This window comes from Burkholderia sp. L27(2015), from assembly GCF_009765705.1.
GTDB lineage: Bacteria > Pseudomonadota > Gammaproteobacteria > Burkholderiales > Burkholderiaceae > LMUX01.
Window position 1 is genome coordinate 714,196 of record NZ_LMUX01000021.1, and the last position, 21,337, is coordinate 735,532.

The following is a 21,337-nucleotide window of genomic DNA, read 5'->3' on the forward strand; positions in this document are numbered from 1 at the left end:
TTTGGCTTCCTTGGTTGTGGTGCAAATAGCGCAGGCGAGCGCGAAGGCGCGCGGCGGTTCGTCATCTCGAGCAGATTTGCACCAGAGCCGATCGCGGCACCTCGCACACCGCGGCGACTGTGCTGCTTGAGGCAAATGATCATTGCTCGCATGCGCCTTTCAGAATGGCTACGTGCCGCCTAGAATATCGGGGTGGCTATCGCTATTGCTCGAAGGAGACTGTTATGAAATTCGCCTTCCGCGTTCTAGTCAGCGCGCTACTCGGCGCATTGTGTGTCAGCACGGCATTTGCTCAAGTGAGCGCATGGTCTTGCGATCCCAATGCGCCAAAGACGCGTGCCGAAGTCAGAGCCAATTACCTCGTCTGGCTCGCAGCCGGTTACGATCAGTTGGACTCGATCGATTATCCCGACAATGCCATTCGCGCAGGCCGGATTATCGCCGAGCAGCGGGCCAGGGCCGGCCAAACGTGCCCGGGCTGATGGTGTCGCGATAAGGGCGGTAAGGCGACGAAATACCGATAAAATCAGGACTACTTATATTTTAAACGAGTAGAATTTCTCGGCGGCGGGTGATGCAATTTTGCCCAGGCATTTCATCTGCCCTTTCGTGATCTTCTGCATCAAGTCGAAAACCTCGCCGTCCCATGCCCTGAACGTCTATGTCGGATCGCTCGATTACAAGCGCGGCCCGCTATACCTCGGCGCCAGTCACGCGGAGCAGGGCTGGACCGCATCGAGCATCGGCGAAGAAAAGCGCTTCAATCCGCATCTGGCCGGAACGACTCAAGCGCAATATGTCGAATTGATGAACAACCTGCCCCTGCCTCATACCAAGATGATGGATATCGCATTTGCCTGCGAATCTTTCTTGCGGCCAGCTCCCCGTCTCGTCAAAATCTGCGGTTGACCGATCCCGCCCCTTGGGCGTTTACACCATGAGTTCACTCGGAGTTCGGGCGAGCGGAACTTTGTATCACAATCTCGTCTCGTAAACGGTCCATAATGGCGAGAGTCAATACATGCGCCGGCATTTGCGTGGCGCGTTTCTGGTGAACGGTGCGGCACGCCTACGTGTCGTCGTGGAGTCCTCGCAATGCTGCATGACTTGGTGGCGAGCTACGGCCCGCTACTGGTATTTATCAATGTGCTCGCGGCCTCCCTGGGCCTGCCGGTTCCGGCGCTGCCGACACTGATCTTCGTCGGCGCCTCGATCGCGATGGCGCCGGGCGAGGTTTGGTCGAGCCTGCTTCTGGCACTGGCCGTGTCTGTGGTCGCGAGCCTGCTCGGCGATACGGTATGGTTCAAGGCCGGACGCCGTTACGGCGGAAAAACTCTTCAGACCCTTTGCAAGGTCTCGCTGTCACGGGACACCTGCGTCAAACAAACCGAGCGTTTCTTCGGACGCTGGGGTGCGCGTGTGCTGTTCGTCGCTAAATTCGTACCGGGTCTGTCGATGGTGTCGGTGCCGCTCGCCGGCGCGATGGGCGTGCGCTATTCCACGTTCCTGCAATACGACGGCGTCGGCGCGGGGCTTTGGGCCGCAGCCGGCCTTGCGCTGGGCGCGATCTTCGCCTATCAGCTCGATTTGCTGTTTGCCCTGCTGGGTTTATACGGCCGCGACGCTGCCGCGACTGCCGTGGTCTTGCTGGTCTTGTACATCGGCTACCGGTGGTACAGCCGGCGTGCCTTGACGAAGAAGCTTGAAACGGCGCGCATGAGCGTCGGCCAACTGCACACACTGATGCAGGCCGGCGACATGCCGCGCATATTCGATATCCGTTCGGCCGAAAAGCGCTTCCTCGACCCCGTGATCATCCCGGGCGCCCAATTTGCCGATGAGCGGGACTTGGGTGGCCTCGTGGGGTCGCTTAAACGCGGGCAGAAGATCGTGATTTATTGCTCCTGCCCCAATGAAGTATCGGCCGCATGGATGGCCAAGCATTTGCGGGAGCTGGGTTTCCCGGACGCGATGCCGCTGCTCGGCGGCCTCGAAGCGTGGCGCGACGAGGGCTGGCCGCTGGAGCCCATTGCGGATCCCGGTGAACTGGACGAGCACGGCGCGCTCGATATGAGCGGCCGCGCGGCGCGACGCTCGGCCGATGGCTCTGGGGATGTCTGCGCCTTTACGCCACCGCCTGCGTCGCCCATTGGGGCGTCCACTACGCCGCCGACTATTCCGCAACTCGTGCCCCAACCCGTGCCGCAACCCGCGCCGACCCCAACGCCCCTCGACGCTCGCAGCGGGCCCGACGCCACCGAGCTTGGCTAAGCCGAACTAATTCTGGAGTGCCCGAAATGAATCCCCCAGCCGATATCCAAGGCACCGATGGTGGCGCCGTGCAGTCGCCGCCAGAGGAAGGTCTGCTGTCCATGAGCGCGGATGTGCGCGGACAACCGGAGAACAATGTCGCGGCGCCCGACGAGGTTGGCGACGCGCCGTTTTCGTCGCTGGAGTCGCGGCGTCATCAAATGTACCCCGTCCTAACCCCCGCCGAGATTGGACGCATGCGGCGCTTCGGCGCCGTTCGGCATTATGAAGCGGGCAAGCTGCTGTTCTCGATCGGAGAACGCGGGCCCGGCTTGCACGTGTTGTTGCGCGGGCGCGTGCGCCTGTTGCAGCGCGACGGTTTTGGGCACTCGAAAGCCGTCGTGGAAGAGGGGCCCGGCCAATTTCTCGGCGAGGTCGGACAATTGTCGGGCAGGCCCGCGATGGTCGATGGCCTCGCGCTGGAAGCGGTCGAAGCCTTGGTGATCCCGCCTGACCAATTGCGCGCACTGTTGGTCGCTGAAGCGGATCTCGGCGAGCGCATGATGCGCGCGATGATCCTGCGGCGCGTGGGGTTGATCGAGCGAGGGATGGGGCTGGTGCTGGTGGGCTGCTCGGCTGCAAACGCAAAACTGCATCTGATGCAAAGCTTCCTGCGGCGCAATGCCTATCCACACACCGTGCTTGACGCGCAAACCGATGAAGACGCGGTGACTTTGCTTGAACGCATCTCGACGACGAAGCACGATTTTCCGCTGGTGATCTGTCCGGACGGCACGGTGTTGCGCTCGCCGGACTTCGGACAACTCGCGTCGCAGCTGGGTCTATTGCCGGAGTTCGATCCGGATCACGTGTACGACGTGACGGTCGTGGGCGCCGGCCCGGCGGGTTTGGCCACGGCCGTGTACGCGGCGTCCGAAGGCTTGTCGGTCGCGGTCTTCGATGCTCGCGCGCCAGGCGGTCAAGCCGGCGCCAGCGCCCGCATTGAGAATTATCTGGGCTTTCCCACCGGTATTTCGGGCCAGGCGCTGGCTGGACGCGCCTTCGTGCAAGCGCAAAAATTCGGCGCGCACATTGCGATTCCGCTCAAGGTCAAGGCGCTGCACTGCGGCGACCGTCCGCTGGAAATGGAACTGATGGATGGGCGGCGCGTGCCCACGCGCACCGTGGTGATCGCCAGCGGTGCGGTCTATCGCCGGCCGGCCATCGAAGGCCTGGAGAAATACGAAGGACGTGGCGTGTACTACTGGGCGTCGCCCGTGGAAGCCAAGTTGTGCAAGGACGAAGAGGTCCTGCTGGTGGGCGGAGGAAATTCGGCGGGCCAAGCGGCGGTGTTTCTTTCCTCGCATGCGGCGCGTGTACACGTGTTTATTCGTGCCGCCAGTTTGGAGTCCAGCATGTCGCGGTATTTGATCGACCGGCTGGCCTCCTTGTCCAACGTGATACTGCATCCGCGTTCGGAAATTACGGCCCTGGAAGGCGACGAGGCGATGCTCAGCGGAGTCCGGTATCGCACGCGCGGTGAGGAGGGCAGCGTCGAAAATGGCACGATGGCGCTGCGGCATTTATTCCTTTTTGTCGGCGCGAATCCGAACACCGAATGGCTGCGCAGTTGCAACGTGCACATCGATGCAAAGGGGTTTGTGCCCACGGGAGCCGCGGCCGGCAATGCGGACTTTACGCCGACGTGCCCGTTGGAAACCAGCGTAAGCGGCGTGTTTGCCATCGGCGACGTACGCTCGGATTCGACCAAACGCGTGGCGGCCGCCGTGGGCGAGGGCGCTGCGGTGGTCGCACAGATACACGGTTTTCTATCGAGAGCCACCGAGAAACCGACGTTGATGTAGACGATGAGGTAGAACGGGTTCCAACGGGTGTTCCAACGGGTCTTCCATCTGTATACTCGGGGTCCGTCCCCAGCCCGCTACCCTTACCTCTCGAGAAATCATGTCTGCCATCACCTGCATCGAAGATTTACGCGTGCTTGCGCAGCGGCGCGTGCCGCGCATGTTCTACGACTACGCTGACAGCGGCTCATGGACAGAGAGCACCTACCGCGCCAACCAGATCGACTTCCAGCCCATCAAGCTGCGCCAGCGAGTCGCGGTCAATATGGCGGGGCGCAGCACGCGCACCGAGATGATCGGGCAGCAGGTCGCGATGCCGGTCGCGCTCGCACCGACAGGGCTGACCGGCATGCAGCATGCCGATGGCGAAATCCTCGCGGCGCGTGCGGCGGAAAAATTCGGTGTCCCATTCACCCTATCCACGATGAGCATCTGCTCGATCGAGGACGTGGCCGCGCGGACCACCCAGCCGTTTTGGTTCCAGCTCTATATGATGCGCGATCGCGATTTCATCGTGCGCCTGATCGAGCGCGCCCGTGCCGCGCGATGCAGCGCGTTGATGCTCACGCTTGACTTGCAGATCCTCGGCCAACGCCACAAGGACATCAAGAACGGCTTGTCGGCGCCGCCCAAACTCACGCTGCCCAACCTGATCAACTTGGCGACGAAACCGCGCTGGTGCATGGGCATGCTGGGCACGCCGCGGCGCAGCTTCGGCAACATCGTGGGTCATGCCAAGGGTGTGGGCGACCTGTCGTCGCTGAGTTCGTGGACGGCGGAGCAATTCGACCCGGCGCTGAGCTGGGCCGATGTCGAGTGGGTCAAGAAGTTGTGGGGCGGCAAGCTCATCCTGAAAGGCGTGCTCGATGCTGAAGACGCTCGATTGGCCGCCGACAGCGGCGCCGACGCGCTGATCGTCTCCAACCATGGGGGGCGCCAGCTCGACGGCGCGCCATCCTCGATTTCCGCGCTACCCGAGATAGCGCAGGCAGTCGGTTCGCGTATCGAAGTGTGGATGGACGGCGGTATCCGCAGTGGGCAGGACGTGTTGAAAGCCGTGGCTCTGGGCGCGAAAGGCACAATGATAGGTCGCAGCTTTCTCTACGGGCTCGGTGCGATGGGTGAGGCGGGCGTTACCAAGTGCCTGGAAATCATCCACAACGAACTCGATATCACGATGGCCTTTTGCGGGTATACCGACATCCGTCGCGTAGACGGTGGCATTCTGTTGCCGCCGGTGCGCTGAAGGCCCATCACCTTACGCGGGCCGGCGCCGGATTTTTTCCGCGGTTTTTTCCGATTCTGCGGCTTCGGATACGGGCGGCGCCTCGATAGACGCGGGGTCCACCACCAACTCCGCACCGGGTTGGCTGGATAACCCACGCTCGAGCATCTGCGTCAGTGCGATCGAAATCTGCGGACCCGACCATTCGCCATCCGGCGAGTACCACTTGCGGCACCAGTTCAGGGCGCCCATCGCCACGAAAATGGCCATTTTGGGATTACATGGCGCGATGCTGCCGTCGCGGATGCCTTCCTCGACCAACCCGCGTAAGCCGTATTCAAACGCATCGCGACGCTTGATGATGGCGCGCACATGTGCCGGCTTCATCGCATTTTCTTCGAGCAGCACCACGTAGGATCCCTCTTCACCCAGCATCAATGCCAGATAACTCCGCAACGTGCGCGTGAACTTCTCGAGGCCTGTGCCGCCGGCCCGTTGGGCGCGCTCCAGGCTTGCCACCGCGGTGTCCATGGCCGAATCGTGGCAGTAGTACAGCAGTTCTTCCTTGCTGGGCACATAGGTATAGAGCGCGGCTTTGGTCACGCCGAGTTTCTTGGCGATCTCGGCGAGCGAGGTGCCGTGATAGCCGCGTCGATTAAAGGACGCCGCGGCTTCCTGTAGCAGCACCTCGCGCTTGCGTTCGAACTGCTGACTTGCAGCGGGCACCACATTTTTCCATACAGCCATTTTTTTTCCGGCGCGCCCTGCGCTGCCTGTCCAGTGGGTTAAGCGATGGGTCCCAAGCGGGTCCGAGCGGGTCCATGTATTAACGCAGTGCCGGTATTTCCATACGATCGGATCCGTCGCGCAGTGCTTCTGTTGCGTCCATCGTTTCTGCGATCGCTTCGATTTCAACCAGCGTCTGTCCGGCTGATACCACCTCCCCGGGCGCGCAGCGCACAGTGCTCACGCGGCCGGCCCGCCCCGCCGTGAGCGAGAAAATCAGCTTCATGGCTTCCATCACCACCAACACGTCGCCGCTGGCCACGGTGTCGCCGACCGCAACGTTGATGGTCGTCACCACCCCGGGCAGCTCCGCTTGCACGTGAGCCGCGCCATCGGTTTGCTGTGTCGGCGCGCGCGCCAAGGCCGCCACTTCGGGCAGCACCTGCAAACGCCAGCGCGCACCGGCATGGCCGACCAGCAGATCATCGCCGTCCTCGATGACAGTAAACCGGCGAGCGCGGCCATGCTCTGGCGTGAGCAGTAATTGGTCCGGCGCTTGCCACTGCGCGCGGGCCTTACGCCGCACCTCGCCGAGGCGGGCATGCCACCCATCGCCTGCGCGCTCCAATGTCAGACCGGTTTCATCACGCCCCGCTGCCAGAATGCGCACGCGCACCGTCGCGGCGCCGCCAACGTGGGACATCATCCGAAAGCCGCTGGCAGCCGCCCACGGATCGTGTGGATCGCGCACTCTCTCATGTACCAGCAGGTCGTAAAGGCCAGCGGCGATCAGTGCATCGTCGTGCAATGCCGCCGCGGGTTGCCAGCCGTTTTCGAACGCTTCGGCCAGAAAGCCGGTGGTCAAGTGCCCTGCGCGAAAGCGGGGATGATCGACAATGGCTGACAGCAGCGCCTGGTTGGTGCCGATTCCGGCCGCCTCGAAACCGCGCAACGCTTCCAGGAGCCGGTCGCAAGCCTGCGCTCGACTAGGCCCGAAGCCGATCAACTTGGCGACCATGGAATCGTAGTAAGGACTGACTTGCGAGCCCAGTTCGATGCCGCTGTCGACCCGAATTCCAGCGCCGACCGGCTCGTCGTAACGCCGCACGCGGCCGAACTCGGGCCGGTAATCGTGCGCAGGATCCTCGCAGTTCACCCGGGCTTCTATCGCCCAGCCGTCGACCTCGATTTCGTCTTGTTGCAGCGGCAGCACCTCGCCGCAGGCGGCGCGGATCTGCCATTCGATCAGGTCGACACCCGTGATGCTTTCGGTCACGGGATGTTCCACCTGCACGCGCGTATTCATTTCAAGGAAATAAGGCGTATCGGAACCTTCATCGAGTACGAATTCCACCGTGCCCAGCGAGTCGTAGCCGACCTGGCGCCCCAGGCCCAGCGCCGCTTCGAACAGACGCTCACGCGCCGCGGCGCTTAAGGACGGCGCGGGCGCCTCTTCTATCACCTTCTGGTAGTTGCGCTGGATCGAGCACTCGCGTTCGTAAAGATGAACCAGGTTGCCGTGCTTGTCGCCGGCCAATTGCACTTCCAGATGACGCGGCCGTGCGATCAGCTTCTCGATCAGGATGCGGTCGTCGCCAAAGGCGCGCATCGCCTCCTGCTTGGCCAATTCGAGTTGAGCGAGAAATTGTTCGGCCGCCAGCACGCGACGCATACCTTTGCCGCCACCGCCGGCGCTGGCTTTGATCAATATCGGCCAGCCGATCTTGCCGGCCTGCGCGAGCAAATGCGCGGGCGTTTGATCTTCTCCGTGATACCCGGGCACACACGGCACGCCAGCACGTTCGGCCAGGCGTTTGGATTCGATTTTCGAACCCATTTTTTCGATCACGTCGGCGCGCGGCCCGATCCAGCCCAGGCCATGCTGCGCGCACAGGTGCGGCAAGACCGCTTTTTCCGACAAGAAACCATAACCAGGGTGTACGGCCTGCGCGCCTGTTTTCAGTGCCGCCTCGATGATGGCTTCCGGGTTCAGATAACTGCGGGCCGCTTCCGACGGGCCGATTGCCACGGTCTCGTCCGCTTCCCGCACGTGGCGCGCATGGGCATCGGCCTGCGAATAAACGGCAATGGTCCTTATGCCCAGGCGCCGGCAAGTGCGCGCAATGCGGCAGGCGATCTCGCCGCGGTTGGCGATCAGTATCGATTCGAACATATCGTTCCTACATCCGGAATACGGGGGAGAGGCCAGTCTTGGGCGGCTCGGCGGCGGCCAGCGCCAGGCACAGGCCGATCGTTGCACGCGTGTGCGTCGGTTCGATCAGGCCGTCGTCCCATAACCGGGCCGTGGCGTAGTAGGGATCGCTTTGCTCGGTAAATTGCGCACGGGTCTCGCGATCGATGCGGGCGATCTCTTCCTCGTCGGGCGCGGCCTTCAGGCTGCTGCGCCGCAAGTCGGTCAGCACCGTGGAGGCAACATCCGCACTCATCGTGGCGATGCGGGAATTCGGCCATGCAAACAGGAAGCGGGGATCGAAGCCGCGGCCGCACATGCCGTAATTGCCGGCGCCGAACGAGCCGCCGATGATCACGGTGAAGCGTGGCACGCGCGCCGTCGCCATGGCGTACACGAGCTTGGCACTGTGACGTGCAATGCCGCCGCGTTCGGCCTCGGAGCCGACCATGAAGCCGGTGATGTTCTGCAAGAACAGCAAGGGGATATTGCGCTGGTTGCACAGCTCGATAAAATGCGCGCCCTTGAGCGCCGATTCGGAGAACAGCACGCCATTGTTGGCCAGGATGCCCACCGGAAAGCCACACCAGTAGGCGGTGCCGCACACCAGCGTGGCGCCGAACTCGGGCTTGAATTCCTGGAAATCGGAATCGTCGACCAGCCGCGCAATCACCTCGCGCACGTCGTAAGGTTGCTTCAGATCCTGAGACACGATACCGCCCAGTTCCGCGATGTCGTAGCGCGGTTCAAGCGGGGTGCGCAAGGCGCCATGCAAGGGCCGGGTGCGATTCAGTTTCGCCACGATTTCACGTACGCGCAGCAAGGCTTGCGCCTCGTTCTCCGCCAGATAATCGTTCACGCCCGAAACGCGTGTATGCATCTGTGCACCGCCCAGTGTTTCGCCGTCCACCACTTCGTTGATCGCGGCCTTGACGATCTGCGGGCCGCCCAGGTGGATACGCGCCTGGCCGCGCACCATGATCATTTCGTCGGCGAGTGCCGGGATATAGGCACCGCCCGCGGTGCAGCCGCCGAACACGGCGGCGATCTGGGGGATGCCGGCGGCCGACATGCGGCACTGGCGATAAAAGGTATTACCGAAATGGTCTTTGTCGGGGAACACCTTGTCCTGCTCGGGCAGATAGGCGCCGCCGCAATCCACGAGATACAGCACCGGCAGCGCGTGGGTCTCGGCAATTTCCTGCGCGCGCACATGCTTCTTGACGGTCTCGGGAAAAAACGACCCGCCTTTGACCGTGGCGTCGTTGGCGATCACCATGCAAGGCGTGCCCGAAACCATCCCGATGCCGGTGACGATGCCTGCGCACGGCACCGCATTGTCGTAGAGCCCCCAAGCGGCGAGCGGGGAGAGTTCCACGAACGGCGACATCGGATCGAGCAGTAGATCGATGCGCTCGCGAGCCAGGTTCTTGCCGCGCGCATGATGCCGCTCCACCATGCCCGCACCACCGCCCGCCAGCACGTGTGCGTAACGGCTGCGCAACAGTTCGAGCAAACCCTCGTAGTGCGTCGCGTTGGTACGAAAAGCCGCGGCTTGCGGGTCGACCCGGGAAATAATTGTGCTCATCGGTGCGATCTACGCCTGTTCATGGTGAAAGTCGCTCACGCGGCTTTACGTGGCCTTAAGCCGCGCTTCTTAAGCAGCCTTCGTTGCCGGCGTTGTCGAGCGTGGCCCGCGCGGTGCGATGAGCGATGTCTTCCCGCGGCGTTTCGCCGATGACGTCGGCGGGATGAACCGGCTGGCCGATGCAGACGTCCCCGGAAATGACCCTCATATCGTTTCCGCTGCGCTTGATCTTACGCAAGAAAAACTGCATGGTCAATTGACTAACCGATCGGTTAGATTGGCGTCGTATATAGCCAGTGGGGATGACAGCGCGATTTTTTGCTGTCAACTGACTAGTCGGTTAATTTTCCCAACCGCCACCCAACGCGTAGACGGCGGGGCACAATGGAAGCCGGCATGAGCGAACGATTACCCCCTGATTCGAACAAGGTCTGTTGCACATTTGCCGCTCTAAACCCGGCATGCGCCCCGATGGCCGGTCTCGGCGGGCCTAATCAACAGTACGGATTAAAATGGCGAACCTCGATGCGCTGAAATGATTTTAAAAATCGGATATATTCCCGAGATGAAAAGTAGAGCTACCCTCACCATTGCCGAAGTCGCGCCACCTCGTACCTGGGATGCACGCCTCGCTCGAAGGCTTGTCACGCCGCTCATCGATACGCGCGTCACACCTAATTACCTGACCACCTTGCGACTGGCCATCGGCCTCGCCGGCGCAGCATGTCTGGCCCAGGCCGGCTTTGGCTGGGTGAACGCCGGTGCGCTGCTGATTGTGATATCCAATTTCGCCGATCATACGGACGGCGAATTGGCACGCATCAGTGGCAAGACCAGCAAAATCGGACATTTCTACGATCTGGCGAGCGATGCGCTCATCACGGTCCTGTTGTTTCTCTGCCTGGGGCTTGGGCTCGCCGCCCAAGGCCGGCATATGGCGATACATCCGGCCTTGCTGGGCGGCATCTCAGGGGTGGCGATTGCGCTGATTTTCTTCTTACGGATGCGCATCGAATCGCTCGCAGGCAAGACGCAGACAGCACAAGGCGAGGCGGGCGGTTTCGAGACCGAGGACGTGCTGTACCTGCTTCCGCTTGTGACCCTGACCGGTGGGATCGCGCCGTTTCTGATCGCCGCGTCGATCGGCGCGCCGTTGTTCGCGCTGTGGGTGATCATCGATTATCGGCGTGTCGTGCGACGTACCCGGCCCGCTCCGGGCGTGCCGGAGGCGATGGTTTCTCCATGACCGCGCACGCCGATCCGGATTCCGTTGTCGACGACTCGCGCGCTTCATCGACTGCCGCTAATTTCGCCACTGAACCTGCCGCAAGCACCCAGCCACACACAGGCGCACACGTAGGCGCGCACGCACGCGGGCTGGACAGCAATCGCCTGCGCGCCGATTTTGAGCGGCAGGGCGCATTCCTGTACCTCGAAGACTTCCTGCCGCCAGCGGCCGCCGGCCAGCTCGCTGCCGACGCCCGCGCGCTGCTCGGCGAAGTCAACCGCAATTACCTGCCTGGACACAAGCAGGGCGGCAGCGTCAGCCGTCACACGATAGACCGTCTGGCGCCGTTCATCGCGCAACTGTATCGCTCCAAGGAGCTGATCGGCTGGCTCGAGCGCACCTGCGGCGAGGCTTTGCAACTGTCGCCGGAAGACGACCCGCACGCCTATGCGCTTTACTACTACACGCGCCCCGGCGATCACATCGGTTGGCATTACGACACGTCGTACTACGACGGTCGCCGCTATACGGTGCTGCTGGGCGTGATCGACGATTCGTCGTGCCGGCTCGACTACGAGCTGCATACGCGCAACGCCGAGGTGGCCGACGAGCCTGGGTCCGTGCAGATCCCGCCCGGCGGCTTGGTATTTTTTGACGGCGACAAGCTGCGCCATCGGATCTCACCGATGGGCGCCGACGAAATGCGCGTCTCGCTGACGTTCGAATATGTCACCAACCCCAATATGCGGGCATGGCGGCGCTTCGTGTCCAACATGAAGGACGCGATTGCTTACTTCGGCTTCAAACAGGTATTTCGGCAACTGCGCCAGCGACGTGCGGGCCGCGACACGGCTGGTGGTGCCCTATGACACGCGCGGCCCTGATCCTGCTGTCGGTCGGCGTCGCGCTGTTTATCGCGCTGCTGGCATGGCAGGGGTTCGGCTCGGTCGCGTCGACGCTGATGGTTGCAGGCTGGGGCCTCGCGCTCGTGGCGGCGTTTCACCTATTGCCGCTGCTGCTGGATGCGGGCACGATTTTCATCTTGTCCGATGGCCAACGTCGGCGCCACGGGTTGCGCGTGGCGATACTCGCGCGCTGGACCGGCGAATCGGTCAATAGCCTGCTGCCGGCCGGGCAGATCGGCGGGCCGGTGTTGATGGTGCGGCACCTTGCGCATCACGGCATGCGCATGCGCGACGCGGCTGCGGCAATTACCGTGAGCACCACCGTCCAGGCGGTCTCGCAAATCGGCTTCGCGCTATTCGGGCTGGCAATCTTCGCGGTGTATGCGACCGGCGGCGAGTCGCAGAATGTGCGCAAGGCGGCATTGATCGCCGTCGTAGTCCTCGCGCTGTGCATGGCCGCCTTCTATGTGGCGCAACGGCGCGGCCTGTTCGGCCGTGTGCTGCGGCTGGCTTCCTCGATATTCGGCAAGCGCGACTGGTCCGAGCTTACCGCGCACGCCGACGCTATCGACAGCGCCGTGCGCGAGTTGTATAGCGAGCGCCGCCGCATCGTGGTGAGCTTCTGTCTGAGTTTTACCGGCTGGCTGGTCGGTACTGGCGAAGTTTGGCTCGCGTTGCATTTTCTCGGCCACCAGGTAGGTTGGCTCGACGCATTGCTGCTCGAAAGCATAGGGCAAGCCATACGTGGCGCGGCGTTTGCGATTCCCGGTTCGCTCGGCGTCCAGGAAGGCGGCTACTTGTTGCTGGCTCCGCTGGTCGGCTTGCCGTCCGAAGCGGCATTGGCGCTCTCGCTGGCCAAGCGCGCGCGCGAACTCGTGCTCGGCGTCCCGGGTATCCTGTATGTACATCTGAGTGAACGAAACTGGCAGCGCCGGCAGGCGTCGCGCATACCAGTCGCCGATTGACGGCGTTTAGAGGGGAAAAAAACAAATGCGAGCAATCATTCTTGCCGCGGGCATGGGCTTACGCCTGCAACAAACCCAGAGCGCGCAATTTCCGAAATGCCTATTGCGCTTTGACGATATGACCCTGCTCGAACGGCATCTGCAAATGCTGGAAACGGCGGGCGTCGATGAGGTGGTCCTCGCACTGGGGTTTCAGCCCGAACAAGTCGAGGCCGAATTGGCGCGCACCGGACGCTCCTATCCAGAAATCGTGCTCAATTCACGGTACGACCTGGGCAGCGTGCTGACCGTGCATACGGTCGCCGAAGCGCTCACGCGCGGTGGCGACGTGTTGTTGATGGACGCGGACGTGCTCTACGACGAGCGCATTCTGAGCGCGCTGGTCGCGGGCGAGCACGTCAATCGCCTGTTAATCGACCACGATTTCGAGGCCGGCGATGAGCCGGTCAAACTGTGTCTGAAGGACGGGGTGCCCGTCGAGCTGCGCAAGCAACTCGCGGTTGGCCTCGACTACGACACGATAGGCGAATCGGTGGGCTTTTTCCGTTTTCGCGAAGAGACCGCGCGCCGTTTCGCGGAGATCGTCGCGGGTTACGTCGATAGCGGCCGTTCGAACCTGCCGCACGAAGAAGCCGTACGCGATTTATTGTTGGAAGGCGGTCATGTGTTCGACACCGCCGATGTCACAGGGGCGCCCTGGATTGAAATCGATTTCCCGGGTGACGTTGCGCGCGCCGGTACGGAAGTCCTGCCGCAACTTCAACCGCTTGTAGGAGTAACACGATGAATACGTCTCAAAATACCAGCAAGCCCGTTTCACGCAGCGCGCGTTTGCGCCAGATGCTGCTAAGTAACGAACTCGAATTCCTGATGGAAGCCCACAACGGCCTGTCGGCGCGCATCGTGCGCGAGGCCGGCTTCAAAGCCATCTGGGCTTCGGGCCTGGCGATCTCGGCGCAGTTTGGCGTGCGCGACAACAATGAAGTGAGCTGGACCCAAGTGGTCGACATGCTCGAATTCATGGCCGACGCCAGCGAGTTGCCGATCTTGCTCGATGGCGATACCGGCTACGGTAACTTCAACAACGTGCGCCGCCTGGTCAGAAAGCTCGAACAACGCGGTGTGGCCGGCGTGTGTATCGAAGACAAACAGTTTCCCAAGACCAACAGCTTCATCGATGGCGAAGCGCAGCCTCTGGCCGATATCGACGAATTTTGCGGCAAGATCAAGGCGGGCAAGGATTCTCAAACGGATGCCGATTTCTCCATCGTGGCGCGCGTCGAAGCGCTGATCGCCGGATGGGGCATGGACGAAGCGCTGCGCCGCGCCGAAGCCTATCGCCGCGCTGGCGCGGATGCCATCCTGATCCACAGCAAGCTGTCGCGCCCGGACGAGATTCTTGAGTTCGCGCGCGAATGGGCCGGCCGCGGCCCGCTCGTGATCGTTCCGACCAAGTACTACAGCACGCCGACCGAAGTGTTCCGCAAGGCTGGCATCAGCTCGGTGATCTGGGCGAATCATTTGATCCGCTCGGCAACCTCGTCAATGCAGGCGGTGGCCAAGGAGATCTTTGAGACGCAGACGCTGGTCGAGGTCGAGGACGGCATTGCGGCCGTCAACGAAATCTTCCGCTTGCAGGATGCCGACGAGTATTCGAACGCCGAGCGCGTGTATTTGTCGTCGTCGCGCGCGTCGAGCGCCGCGCTTGTGCTGGCCGCAAGCCGTGGCGCGGGGCTCGAAGCGGTGACTGCCGATCGGCCCAAGGTGATGCTGCCGGTGGCCGGCAAGCCGCTGCTGCGCTGGCTGGTGGACGGCTTCAAGGAACAAGGCATCAACGACATTACCGTGGTTGGCGGCTATCGCACCGATGCGATCGACACGGCCGGCATCAAGCTCGTCGTCAACGAACGCTATGCCCAGACCGGCGAACTCGCGTCGCTTGCGTGCGCAGCGGACCGTTTGCAGGCCAACACCATCATTTCCTACGGCGACCTGCTGTTTCGCAGCTACATCTTGCGCGACCTCGTGGAAAGCGAAGCCGAGTTCAGCGTGGTGGTCGATTCCTCGCAAACGCAGTCGGCCAACCAGAGCGTGCGCGATTTCGCCCATTGCTCGGCTGACGACAATCGCGATCTGTTCGGACAGAAGGTATTCCTGCAACGCGTATCGAGCGATCCGCAAGCACCGCAAGGGCGTTGGATCGGTCTGTTGAACGTACGCGGCGCGGGCCGTGAGCGTCTGCAAAAAACGCTGGCCCAACTGGGCACGCGCGCCGATTTCGATACGCTCGATATGCCGGCGCTGCTCAACGCGCTGATCGAAGACGGCGCGAAGATCGAGGTGCAGTATGTGCACGGCCACTGGCGCGGTGTGAACGACCTCGAAGACTTCCGTCGTGCAGGCGATTTCGCTCATGCTCAAGCGCCGTTCGCCGCGAGCGCTCCGGGCAGCGAGGAGGCCTGATGATCGAAGCGGGGCAGTTTGTCGAAGCCGCGCGTACGCGCGGTTTCGATTGGTACGCGGGGGTGCCGTGTTCGTATCTCACCCCGTTCATCAATTACGTGTCGCAGGACCCTACGCTGCATTATGTGTCGGCGGCGAATGAAGGCGACGCGGTCGCCTTGATCGCCGGGGTCACGCTGGGCGCCAGAAACGGCCGGCGTGGCGTCACGATGATGCAGAACTCGGGCCTGGGCAATGCGGTGAGCCCGCTGACTTCGCTGACCTGGACGTTTCGCTTGCCGCAACTGCTGATCGTGACATGGCGCGGCCAGCCCGGCGTTGCCGACGAACCGCAGCACGCGTTGATGGGGCCGGTTACGCCCGCGATGCTGGACACGATGGAAATTGCGTGGGAGTTGTTCCCGACGCAGGCCGATGAAGTTGGCCCGGCATTAGACCGCGCGGTGGCGCATATGGACGCGACGGGCCGCCCGTACGCACTCGTGATGCAAAAGGGTAGCGTCGCGCCCTACGCACTGAAGCCGGCGCAGGCATCCGCTGCGCGCGCGCCCTGCACGCCTCGTGTACAGCCGCGCAGCACGCAGCTGGATACGCTGCCTTCGCGTCGCGATGCTCTGGCGCGCGTGATTGCGCACACGCCGCTCGATTCGACGGTGGTTCTTGCATCGACCGGTTTCTGCGGACGCGAGCTGTACGCACTCGACGATCGCTCCAACCAGTTGTACATGGTCGGCTCGATGGGATGTCTTACGCCGTTCGCGCTGGGGCTCGCTCTGGTGCGTCCGGACCTGCGCGTGATCGCGCTCGACGGTGACGGTGCAGCGCTGATGCGCATGAGCGCATTCGCCACGATCGGCACTTATGGACCACCGAATCTCACGCACGTGCTGCTCGATAATGGCGCGCACGACTCGACGGGCGGACAGGCGACCGTGTCGGCGAACCTCTCATTTGCGGGTGTGGCTGCGGCCTGCGGCTACGCATCTGCAATCGAAGGCGACAGCGTCGACATGCTGGACGAATTGTTTGCTGCGCCTGCGCTCGATGGGGCACGCTTGGGATCCCATTTCGCGCGACTGTCGATTCGGGCCGGCACGCCGGATGGCCTGCCGCGTCCCACTATTACACCGGTCGATGTGAAGCTGCGCCTGATGCGCCACATCGGTTCGGACCAAGGAGTTGCTGATGCTACTGCTTAACCCCGGACCGGTCACGCTGACCGAACGCGTGCGCCAGAGCCTGCTGCAACCCGACCTGTGCCATCGCGAGAGCGAGTTTTTCGACCTGCAGGAAGAGATCCGTACACGCCTGCTGGGTGTCTATGGACTCGACCCTGCGCTATGGGCAGCGGTCCTGATGACGGGCTCGGGCACGGCCGCGGTCGAAAGCATGGTGGCGGCGCTCGTGCCTGAAGACGGCAAGCTGCTGATCGTCGAAAACGGTGTGTATGGCGAGCGCATTACGCAGATCGCCAAGCAGTACCGCATCGACCACGAAACTTTGACGCACGATTGGATGAGCGCGCCCGACCTTGCTCAGATCGTCGCGAGGCTCAACGCCGACCGGGCGATTACGCACGTGGCCGTGATTCATCACGAAACCACGACGGGTCGCCTGAACGATCTGCAAGCGCTGGGTGCGGCATGTCGCGAACGCGGTGTGCAGCTTTTGGTCGATGGCGTCAGCAGTTTCGGTGCCGAGGCGATCGACTTCGACGACGAAAGTATTGCGGCTGTTGCTGCTACCGCCAACAAATGCCTGCACGCCGTGCCGGGCGCATCGTTTGTGATGGTGCGGCGCGCTGCGCTCGCACGAGCGGCGAGTCGCACGTTTTATCTGGATCTTGGCCGGTTGGCGCGGTTGCAGGATCAGCGCAATACGCCGTTCACACCGTCCGTGCACGCGTACTACGCACTTGTTGAAGGGCTACGCGAGCTTGAGGACGAAGGCGGCTGGAGCGCGCGGCACGCACGTTATGCGGCTCTGGCCGAACAAGCGCGCGTGGGACTTGCTGCGCGCGGTATGGCTAGCGTGTTGCCGCCGGATCAATCGTCGGTTGTGTTGCGTGCGTATCGCTTGCCGAAAGGTTTGTCGTACGTGCAGTTGCACGACGGATTGAAGGCGCGCGGTTTCGTGATCTATGCGGGACAAGGCGGATTGTCGGCCGAACTGTTCCGCATTTCAACGATGGGCAATATTCATGCTGCCGATGTTGAACGTTTGCTGCAAGGATTCGACGCGTTGATACAGTGAGTTCGTGATGCGTCGTGCGCCGCGAGCGAGGCAAAACCGCGTGATCACGCGGCCCGCTATCTAGCTGTTTCAAAAAATGTTGCCCGAGCCACTGGCCACCACGGCCTAGAATTCTTCCGTAAACCGCACGACTGCTTTCGAGGCTGCACGTCCTAGCTGCCTGTTGCGGATGCGTAATCGACAGTCTTGCGGAACAGCTGACTCCGCCGTGCGAGTACGAAGTACATCAAGCCAGCTGATAATAGGCCGCATTCGAAACTCAGGTCGCCCCAGCCAAGATAGTCATGCATCAACGGACTGGCATAGGTAGGCGAGTTCGAGAACAGGAGCGATGTCGCGATCCCGATCAGCAGCGCAAAGATACCTGGCCAGAAGATCCCGGCGCCATACCAGTACGCACCGCTGCCCCATTTCATCCAGGCGTCAGTCGGATATCGACCGCCACGCATGAAATAATCCACGATGACGATCGCTGCCCATGGTGCCGTCCAGAGGACCATATAGTTCAGAAACGCCTGATACATGTCGAAGAATTGCCCGTAGAACACGGTCACTACTCGGAAAGCGAGCGTGAACAGGGCAATGATCGCTAGAGATGTAATGCGGTTGATTGGAATGCGCAATGCCAACAGACCCAGGCCGGCGGTATAACAGTTAGGCACGTTCGCTGCGATCCCGCCGAGAATGATCGCAAGCAGCAAGGGCACGATGAACCACGCCGGCAGAAATCTCGACAGCTGGCTGACAGGGTCGTCACCCAAGGTGCCACCTAGCGCAGTTGCAAACAGTGCACCGATTACCTCGCAAAACATCAGTGCCACGAACTGTCCCCCACCGGCCGCGAGCATGATCTTCTTCCAGCTAGTATGTGCAGGAAAATAACGGCTGTAGTCCGAAGCGAAGTTGGCCCAACTGATCGGATAGGCAAAGATGATCCCCATCGCTATCAGCCACTTGCTGACCGACCCGCCATCGTGGTTGATGGCCGACGCCATGGCGAAGCTCGTATGTGGCAGGACGAAAACGGCCAGGCAACCGAACAGGACGGCGAGCACGACCGCGATCCACTTTTCCGCGACAATAATGGTCGCGTGCCCAAAGATCGCAAGCACGGTTTCCGTCGCTAGAATGATGGCCAGCGACACCCAGACTACGGCCGGACTCTGAAAGCCGACCATCTTTAGCAGCGATTCGAGCGCCTGGGTGGCAACCACCGAATTGATCGAAAACCAGCTCAGTGCAGAAACCAGGCTCACCGCCTTCGGCAGGAATGAGCCTAGCTGCCCAAACGAACTACGCGAAGTCATGATGCCAGAGGTGCCGGTGCGCGGCCCCATGATAGAGGTCAGACCCAGCACGAAGCACCCTAACAAGTTGCCAACCAGAATCGCCATTAGCGCCTGCCACAACGACAGGCCCTGGGACAGCGCCAAAGCGCCCGTCACCACCACGACATAGTTGATGTTGACGCCAATCCACATCTTGAACAGCTCGGCCGGCGTACCGTGACGGTCTGTAATCGGGATCGGGTCAATGGCGTGTTGTTCGACGCGCCACGCCTTGTCAGCGTCCACCCCGACGTGAACATCACGACGATCGTAATTTTCCATTACTTTTCCTTGGCTGTTTCAGCGTTCGCGAGACTGTCTGAAATCAACTTCCGGCGGCCGGCCTTCGAGTGCGAGGGTCGCGCGCGCGGCGGGTGAACGGGCCACCACTTTTCCGCCGCGCACGACTGCAAGCCGAGCAGCGCGCAAACGGATCGCTTCCACTGGATCGCGCGCATCCAGCACCACGCAATTCGCCGCGCACCCCGGCGCAATGCCGTAACCCTCAAGCCCGAGGATGCGGGCCGCATTCACTGTCACAGCGTCGAAGCACGCATGCATCGCGTCAATACCGGTCATCTGTGCGACGTGCAGCCCCATGTGGGCCACCTCCAGCATGTCGCCCGAGCCGAGGCTGTACCACGGGTCCATCGCGCAGTCGTGGCCGAACGCGACATTGATACCCGCTGCCATCATCTCCGGTACGCGCGTCATGCCGCGCCGCTTCGGATAGGTGTCGCTGCGGCCTTGGAGCGTGATATTAATCAGCGGGTTCGCGATCGCCGCCACCCCCGACTCTCGCATCAGCGGCAGTAGCTTGCTGACGTAGTAGTTATCCATCGAATGCATCGAGGTTAGGTGAGAACCCGTGACCCGTCCGTGCAAGCCCAGCCGATGGGTCTGCGCGGCGAGGGTTTCGATGTGGCGCGAGAGCGGATCGTCGGACTCGTCGCAATGCATATCGACCCGCAAGCCCTGTTCAGCGGCGTATTCGCACAGCATGCGCACCGACTCCGCACCGTCGGCCATGGTTCGCTCGAAATGCGGAATGCCGCCGACCACGTCAACGCCCAGCGCAATCGCCCGCTTCAGGTTGTCGAAGGCGCCCGCGGTGCGCAAGACGCCGTCTTGCGGAAACGCCACGAGTTGCAGGTCGAGATACGTTGCCACACGCCTCTTCACTTCGAGCAACGCCTCTACCGCCAGCAGACGCGGGTCGCACACGTCGACGTGACTGCGGATCGCGAGCAGACCGCGGGCGACCGCCCAGTCGCAATATTGCAGAGCGCGCTCGATCAACACTTCCTGGGTCAGTTGTGGTTTGAGTTCGCCCCACAGTGCGATGCCTTCGAGCAGTGTGCCGGACGCATTCACACGCGGCAGGCCATACGACAATGTCGCGTCCATGTGGAAATGCGGATCCACGAACGGCGGCGTGACAAGCGAGCCGGCGGCGTCGATTTCTTCTTGCGCGCTCGCCGCGAGGCGTGACTCGACGGTCACAATGCGACCCGCTTCGATGCCGATATCGACCAGCCCCTTGTGTTGTGACACGCTGCGCGGCAGGCTGGCGCGACGAATGATCAGGTCCATCTATCCTTCCTTTGATTAATATCGCGGACGGCCTCTCGCGTCGCTGCCATCGCGTACGCAATGAAAGCGCTCACCTTCGATATGACAATTAGTACGACAAAATATAGTGCTTTTAACAAGTGCCTAACCCAGACGATGGGCAGATATAAGAAAAGTCCGAGTTCTTGCCGAGCGCAGTGCCCTGGGAAAGCGGGGGCGCTTCATTGATAGCGAGACACCGATTAAAGATATCGGCAGCAAGCACCGTGTGCGCGATTGACCAGATCGTTTGATCGCTGAGCGGAAGTTATTGAACGAATGCTTCTGATCAGGGACGGGACCGCCACGAACGCGCTTGCTAGCCGTTATGACTGATGCATGTCGCATGCCCCGCAGTACGTAAACAGGTCACCGAAAAAATTTCAAATTTCTTTGGAATAACTGTCTGCCTGCCGATGTTCACCTCTGTACCTACCTCACAACCTCTCAGGAGTTAATCATGAAAAACCCTAGTTCTTTCAGCAAAGCCATCAAACTCGCTTCCGTCGTTGCAGTGCTCGGCGGCGCGTTCATCGCCGCCCCTTCGTTCGCCGCCAACGTTGATGTGTCGAGCTCATCGGTCGCGCAGACTGCCGCTGCACCGCAGTCGATGGCAAACACACAGGTCTATGGAAAGACGCGCGCCGAGGTCTATCAAGAGCTGGTCACGGCCGAGAAGAGCGGCGAATTGGCACACCTGAACGCGACGCTCTACGAAGACAGCTGAGCCGGTCGTGTT

At 61.9% G+C, this 21,337-nt stretch carries 19 protein-coding genes; 13 read left to right on the forward strand and 6 right to left on the reverse strand.

Features of this window, described 5'->3' with window-relative positions; all coding sequences use genetic code 11:
- The first annotated feature begins 224 nt into the window (after positions 1–224).
- The 5 genes from GSQ77_RS21585 to GSQ77_RS21605 all read left to right on the forward strand — a co-directional run bounded on the left by GSQ77_RS21585 (position 225) and on the right by GSQ77_RS21605 (position 5,361).
- On the forward strand, positions 225–482 hold the full coding sequence (locus tag GSQ77_RS21585; RefSeq protein ID WP_158904793.1) for a DUF4148 domain-containing protein: 258 nt from the start codon (positions 225–227) through the stop codon (positions 480–482).
- Between the two features lie 100 nt (positions 483–582).
- A complete protein-coding gene (locus GSQ77_RS21590; RefSeq protein WP_158904794.1) occupies positions 583–909 on the forward strand; it encodes a hypothetical protein in 327 nt (108 codons plus the stop codon).
- Positions 910–1,095: 186 nt separating this feature from the next.
- Positions 1,096–2,271, forward strand: a complete 1,176-nt coding sequence (locus GSQ77_RS21595) for a DedA family protein/thiosulfate sulfurtransferase GlpE (RefSeq protein ID WP_158904795.1) — start codon at positions 1,096–1,098, stop codon at positions 2,269–2,271.
- A gap of 101 nt (positions 2,272–2,372) precedes the next feature.
- The gene (locus GSQ77_RS21600) at positions 2,373–4,115 is read left to right on the forward strand and encodes an FAD-dependent oxidoreductase (RefSeq protein WP_158906450.1); all 1,743 of its coding nucleotides are present in this window, start codon (positions 2,373–2,375) and stop codon (positions 4,113–4,115) included.
- Between the two features lie 100 nt (positions 4,116–4,215).
- Positions 4,216–5,361, forward strand: coding sequence for an alpha-hydroxy acid oxidase (locus GSQ77_RS21605; RefSeq protein WP_158904796.1), 1,146 nt, complete (start codon positions 4,216–4,218; stop codon positions 5,359–5,361).
- A 12-nt stretch (positions 5,362–5,373) separates the two neighbouring features.
- Here GSQ77_RS21605 and GSQ77_RS21610 read toward each other — a convergent pair whose 3' ends face one another.
- From GSQ77_RS21610 to GSQ77_RS21625, 4 genes are all read right to left on the reverse strand, one after another.
- Positions 5,374–6,087: a TetR/AcrR family transcriptional regulator gene (locus GSQ77_RS21610; RefSeq protein WP_158904797.1), complete on the reverse strand. Its 714-nt coding sequence runs from the start codon at positions 6,085–6,087 to the stop codon at positions 5,374–5,376.
- Positions 6,088–6,166: 79 nt separating this feature from the next.
- Positions 6,167–8,239, reverse strand: a complete 2,073-nt coding sequence (locus GSQ77_RS21615; RefSeq protein WP_158904798.1) for a biotin carboxylase N-terminal domain-containing protein — start codon at positions 8,237–8,239, stop codon at positions 6,167–6,169.
- A 7-nt stretch (positions 8,240–8,246) separates the two neighbouring features.
- A complete protein-coding gene (locus GSQ77_RS21620) occupies positions 8,247–9,845 on the reverse strand; it encodes an acyl-CoA carboxylase subunit beta (protein WP_158904799.1) in 1,599 nt (532 codons plus the stop codon).
- 55 nt (positions 9,846–9,900) lie between these two features.
- Entirely contained in the window at positions 9,901–10,053 is a 153-nt protein-coding gene (locus tag GSQ77_RS21625) for a hypothetical protein (RefSeq protein ID WP_216854927.1), read from the reverse strand.
- 357 nt (positions 10,054–10,410) lie between these two features.
- Here GSQ77_RS21625 and GSQ77_RS21630 point away from each other — a divergent pair, with 357 nt between their 5' ends.
- Genes GSQ77_RS21630 through GSQ77_RS21660 form a run of 7 tightly spaced genes read left to right on the forward strand, consistent with a single transcriptional unit; the run spans position 10,411 to position 17,659 of the window.
- The gene (locus GSQ77_RS21630; RefSeq protein WP_158904801.1) at positions 10,411–11,091 is read left to right on the forward strand and encodes a CDP-alcohol phosphatidyltransferase family protein; all 681 of its coding nucleotides are present in this window, start codon (positions 10,411–10,413) and stop codon (positions 11,089–11,091) included.
- Complete coding sequence (locus tag GSQ77_RS21635) at positions 11,088–11,942, forward strand: 2OG-Fe(II) oxygenase (RefSeq protein WP_158904802.1); 855 nt, start codon at positions 11,088–11,090, stop codon at positions 11,940–11,942. Before GSQ77_RS21630 ends, GSQ77_RS21635 begins: the two co-directional genes overlap by 4 nt.
- Complete coding sequence (locus GSQ77_RS21640; RefSeq protein ID WP_158904803.1) at positions 11,939–12,943, forward strand: flippase-like domain-containing protein; 1,005 nt, start codon at positions 11,939–11,941, stop codon at positions 12,941–12,943. Before GSQ77_RS21635 ends, GSQ77_RS21640 begins: the two co-directional genes overlap by 4 nt.
- Positions 12,944–12,968: 25 nt before the next feature.
- Positions 12,969–13,730, forward strand: a complete 762-nt coding sequence (locus GSQ77_RS21645; protein ID WP_158904804.1) for an NTP transferase domain-containing protein — start codon at positions 12,969–12,971, stop codon at positions 13,728–13,730.
- Positions 13,727–15,406, forward strand: a complete 1,680-nt coding sequence (gene aepX / locus GSQ77_RS21650; protein WP_158904805.1) for a phosphoenolpyruvate mutase — start codon at positions 13,727–13,729, stop codon at positions 15,404–15,406. The genes GSQ77_RS21645 and aepX overlap by 4 nt, the downstream gene beginning before the upstream one ends.
- A complete protein-coding gene (aepY, locus tag GSQ77_RS21655) occupies positions 15,406–16,605 on the forward strand; it encodes a phosphonopyruvate decarboxylase (RefSeq protein WP_158904806.1) in 1,200 nt (399 codons plus the stop codon). The genes aepX and aepY overlap by 1 nt, the downstream gene beginning before the upstream one ends.
- Positions 16,592–17,659, forward strand: coding sequence for a 2-aminoethylphosphonate aminotransferase (locus GSQ77_RS21660; protein ID WP_158904807.1), 1,068 nt, complete (start codon positions 16,592–16,594; stop codon positions 17,657–17,659). The genes aepY and GSQ77_RS21660 overlap by 14 nt, the downstream gene beginning before the upstream one ends.
- A 152-nt stretch (positions 17,660–17,811) precedes the next feature.
- On the opposite strand, the gene GSQ77_RS21665 is transcribed toward GSQ77_RS21660, so the two are convergent.
- Both GSQ77_RS21665 and GSQ77_RS21670 read right to left on the reverse strand, forming a co-directional pair.
- On the reverse strand, positions 17,812–19,269 hold the full coding sequence (locus GSQ77_RS21665; protein WP_158904808.1) for a cytosine permease: 1,458 nt from the start codon (positions 19,267–19,269) through the stop codon (positions 17,812–17,814).
- Positions 19,270–19,287: 18 nt separating this feature from the next.
- Positions 19,288–20,580: an amidohydrolase family protein gene (locus GSQ77_RS21670; protein ID WP_158904809.1), complete on the reverse strand. Its 1,293-nt coding sequence runs from the start codon at positions 20,578–20,580 to the stop codon at positions 19,288–19,290.
- Between the two features lie 478 nt (positions 20,581–21,058).
- Between GSQ77_RS21670 and GSQ77_RS29635 the strand changes: the two genes are divergently transcribed.
- Positions 21,059–21,325: a hypothetical protein gene (locus GSQ77_RS29635; protein ID WP_254067732.1), complete on the forward strand. Its 267-nt coding sequence runs from the start codon at positions 21,059–21,061 to the stop codon at positions 21,323–21,325.
- Positions 21,326–21,337: the final 12 nt, after the last annotated feature.

What these genes read in the sequence shown, in the direction of transcription:
- GSQ77_RS21660 (WP_158904807.1), top strand. Translation starts at nt 16,592, where the DNA reads ATGCTACTGCTTAACCCCGGACCGGTCACGCTGACCGAACGCGTGCGC.
- GSQ77_RS21630 (WP_158904801.1), top strand. Translation starts at nt 10,411, where the DNA reads ATGAAAAGTAGAGCTACCCTCACCATTGCCGAAGTCGCGCCACCTCGT.
- GSQ77_RS21670 (WP_158904809.1), bottom strand. Translation starts at nt 20,580, where the DNA reads ATGGACCTGATCATTCGTCGCGCCAGCCTGCCGCGCAGCGTGTCACAA.
- GSQ77_RS29635 (WP_254067732.1), top strand. Translation starts at nt 21,059, where the DNA reads ATGAAAAACCCTAGTTCTTTCAGCAAAGCCATCAAACTCGCTTCCGTC.
- GSQ77_RS21610 (WP_158904797.1), bottom strand. Translation starts at nt 6,087, where the DNA reads ATGGCTGTATGGAAAAATGTGGTGCCCGCTGCAAGTCAGCAGTTCGAA.
- GSQ77_RS21640 (WP_158904803.1), top strand. Translation starts at nt 11,939, where the DNA reads ATGACACGCGCGGCCCTGATCCTGCTGTCGGTCGGCGTCGCGCTGTTT.
- GSQ77_RS21600 (WP_158906450.1), top strand. Translation starts at nt 2,373, where the DNA reads ATGAGCGCGGATGTGCGCGGACAACCGGAGAACAATGTCGCGGCGCCC.
- GSQ77_RS21665 (WP_158904808.1), bottom strand. Translation starts at nt 19,269, where the DNA reads ATGGAAAATTACGATCGTCGTGATGTTCACGTCGGGGTGGACGCTGAC.
- GSQ77_RS21635 (WP_158904802.1), top strand. Translation starts at nt 11,088, where the DNA reads ATGACCGCGCACGCCGATCCGGATTCCGTTGTCGACGACTCGCGCGCT.
- aepX (WP_158904805.1), top strand. Translation starts at nt 13,727, where the DNA reads ATGAATACGTCTCAAAATACCAGCAAGCCCGTTTCACGCAGCGCGCGT.
- GSQ77_RS21645 (WP_158904804.1), top strand. Translation starts at nt 12,969, where the DNA reads ATGCGAGCAATCATTCTTGCCGCGGGCATGGGCTTACGCCTGCAACAA.
- GSQ77_RS21615 (WP_158904798.1), bottom strand. Translation starts at nt 8,239, where the DNA reads ATGTTCGAATCGATACTGATCGCCAACCGCGGCGAGATCGCCTGCCGC.
- GSQ77_RS21595 (WP_158904795.1), top strand. Translation starts at nt 1,096, where the DNA reads ATGCTGCATGACTTGGTGGCGAGCTACGGCCCGCTACTGGTATTTATC.
- GSQ77_RS21585 (WP_158904793.1), top strand. Translation starts at nt 225, where the DNA reads ATGAAATTCGCCTTCCGCGTTCTAGTCAGCGCGCTACTCGGCGCATTG.
- GSQ77_RS21605 (WP_158904796.1), top strand. Translation starts at nt 4,216, where the DNA reads ATGTCTGCCATCACCTGCATCGAAGATTTACGCGTGCTTGCGCAGCGG.
- aepY (WP_158904806.1), top strand. Translation starts at nt 15,406, where the DNA reads ATGATCGAAGCGGGGCAGTTTGTCGAAGCCGCGCGTACGCGCGGTTTC.
- GSQ77_RS21625 (WP_216854927.1), bottom strand. Translation starts at nt 10,053, where the DNA reads ATGAGGGTCATTTCCGGGGACGTCTGCATCGGCCAGCCGGTTCATCCC.
- GSQ77_RS21620 (WP_158904799.1), bottom strand. Translation starts at nt 9,845, where the DNA reads ATGAGCACAATTATTTCCCGGGTCGACCCGCAAGCCGCGGCTTTTCGT.